This window comes from Microcoleus sp., from assembly GCF_049646505.1.
GTDB lineage: Bacteria > Cyanobacteriota > Cyanobacteriia > Cyanobacteriales > Microcoleaceae > Microcoleus.
The window spans coordinates 1-1,915 of the sequence record NZ_JBARVX010000058.1 but is presented as its reverse complement, the minus strand read 5'-3'; the positions used below and the strand labels follow the sequence as shown (position 1 = coordinate 1,915).

General features: G+C 40.2%; 2 protein-coding genes. One reads left to right on the top strand and one right to left on the bottom strand.

Features of this window, described 5'->3' with window-relative positions:
• Positions 1-321 precede the first annotated feature (321 nt).
• Positions 322-756 carry a GNAT family N-acetyltransferase gene (locus WBA89_RS03085; protein ID WP_424403979.1) on the top strand — a complete coding sequence of 145 codons (435 nt, stop codon included), beginning with the start codon at positions 322-324 and terminating at the stop codon, positions 754-756.
• A 24-nt stretch (positions 757-780) separates the two neighbouring features.
• Here WBA89_RS03085 and WBA89_RS03080 read toward each other — a convergent pair whose 3' ends face one another.
• Positions 781-1,827, bottom strand: coding sequence for a sucrase ferredoxin (locus tag WBA89_RS03080; protein ID WP_424403977.1), 1,047 nt, complete (start codon positions 1,825-1,827; stop codon positions 781-783).
• Positions 1,828-1,915: the final 88 nt, after the last annotated feature.

Here is a 1,915-nt window from a genome sequence, read left to right as displayed (position 1 = left end):
GTTGGGGTGGGGTCAAAAAAAATATGACCCCTGCAAGGACTGCTATTTGTAACTCGCGCAATATATATTGCAATCCTAAATCATTTGTGAATTTCTTACTCCCTCCCCTTAACAAGGGGAGGGTTGGGGTGGGGTCAAAAAAAATATGACCCCTGCAAGGACTGCTATTTGTAACTCGCGCAATATATATTGCAATCCTAAATCATTTGTGAATTTCTTACTCCCTCCCCTTAGCAAGGGGAGGGTTGGGGTGGGGTCAAAAAAATTATGACCCCTGCAAGGACTGCTATAGTATTTTTATAAATTTAATTTAATTAAAAAATGCCTCAAATAGATATACGTCCGGTTGAAAACTCACAAGAATTAGAAGAGATGTTTTACCAGCGGTGGCTGGTTTTGCGATCGCCCCTAGGCATGGAAAAGGGCAGCGAAAGGGACAGTCACGAAGATACTGCTGTGCATTTAATTGGAATATGCGATCGCAAAATCATTGCTTCAGCCCGACTGCGCGAATCATCCCCAGGACTAGGAAACATCAGCTACGTTGCGGTACTTCCTGAATTTCAAAATCAGGGAATCGGCACTAAATTAATTGAAAACTTAATCGTCAAAGCTCAGCAAAAAAATCTCAAAGCTGTCAGACTTATGTCTCGAATTAACGCCGTTAAGTTTTACCAAAAACTCGGATTTTCCGAACAAGAGAAGCCCTTTGAACACCTGGGAATTTCGCACATATTTATGCAGTTAGAAATCTAATCGCACACCCTAATCTTTCATTCTTCAGTCCGCGCAGGCGGACTTTGTTTGTGTAGAAGCGATTTCAATCGCCGAATTATAAAAGGGGTAGCCTCCAAACATTAACTCCTCCTTCTTCGAGTAAAAGTAAGAATTTTTTACCAAATATTTGACAAACTCTGATTCTTGTTTCGCACCACAAGAACCTTTGAGTCGAACAGTTTTGCTTTCATCTTTCACTAAATCAGCACGATAACTATAAGTACCGTCCGCTTTCTCAAAGGTAATTTCAGCCAAGAAAGCATCATTTTCTGGATATTTTTCAACAATGCGGCCCGCAACTTTGTAGCTGAACCAATCCCAACCGTAGCGGATGATTAACTCTCGTTCCAAAACCTGAATTTCGTTCGGCAAAACTCCCGAACCCCGATAAACCTTATTCAAACATTCAATATCGCCACTGCGCGTTAGAATAGATTTGAACGAAGTGCGATCGAGATTTCCGTAATATCTACCGTCAGGCAAATCAATCGCAGTCGGTGCCATGCGGTGTCCGCCAAAGTGGCTGGATTTCCAAACACGAACATCACTCAATTCTAACTCAAAAACCACAGCTTTTGCTCCGGCATAAAAAGGATTGCCGTATCTGGCGCAACATCTATCGTGACTCCCGTGAGTGCAAACCAAAATATCTCTACTTGGGTTATTTTCAACTTCGCAATCCGGGGCTTCTCCAGCTAAATAGCTTTTGACTGTTCCCGCCACTTCTTCAATGTTATTCACATTAAATTCGTGTTTTTCGTAACCGCCCAAACCATCTTTATTTTTATTATCGTAAATCAAGATTTTGCGCCTATCAGCAAATTTAGTTGATTCACTCTTGATTAACAAAAATCTGATTTTTTGCTTTGAATTCTCTACTTCCTTCACCAAATCCCTGAGATTCTGGGGAATTTGCTTAGAATTAAAAACTTCTGATTCCCAAGGCAAACAGCATTCAATTAATACATAGGTTTGGTAATTAGTACCGCTACCAATAATATCCTCTTCAACGCATTTAGAAGCATCGGCGCAAAAAAAACTATTCGTCATGTTATACCTCATCGTGTGTCATGAATTACTATTTTTAAAACCAATTTGTCGCAGCTATTACTTTTCTGTAGTTTTAACTAACAAAAAT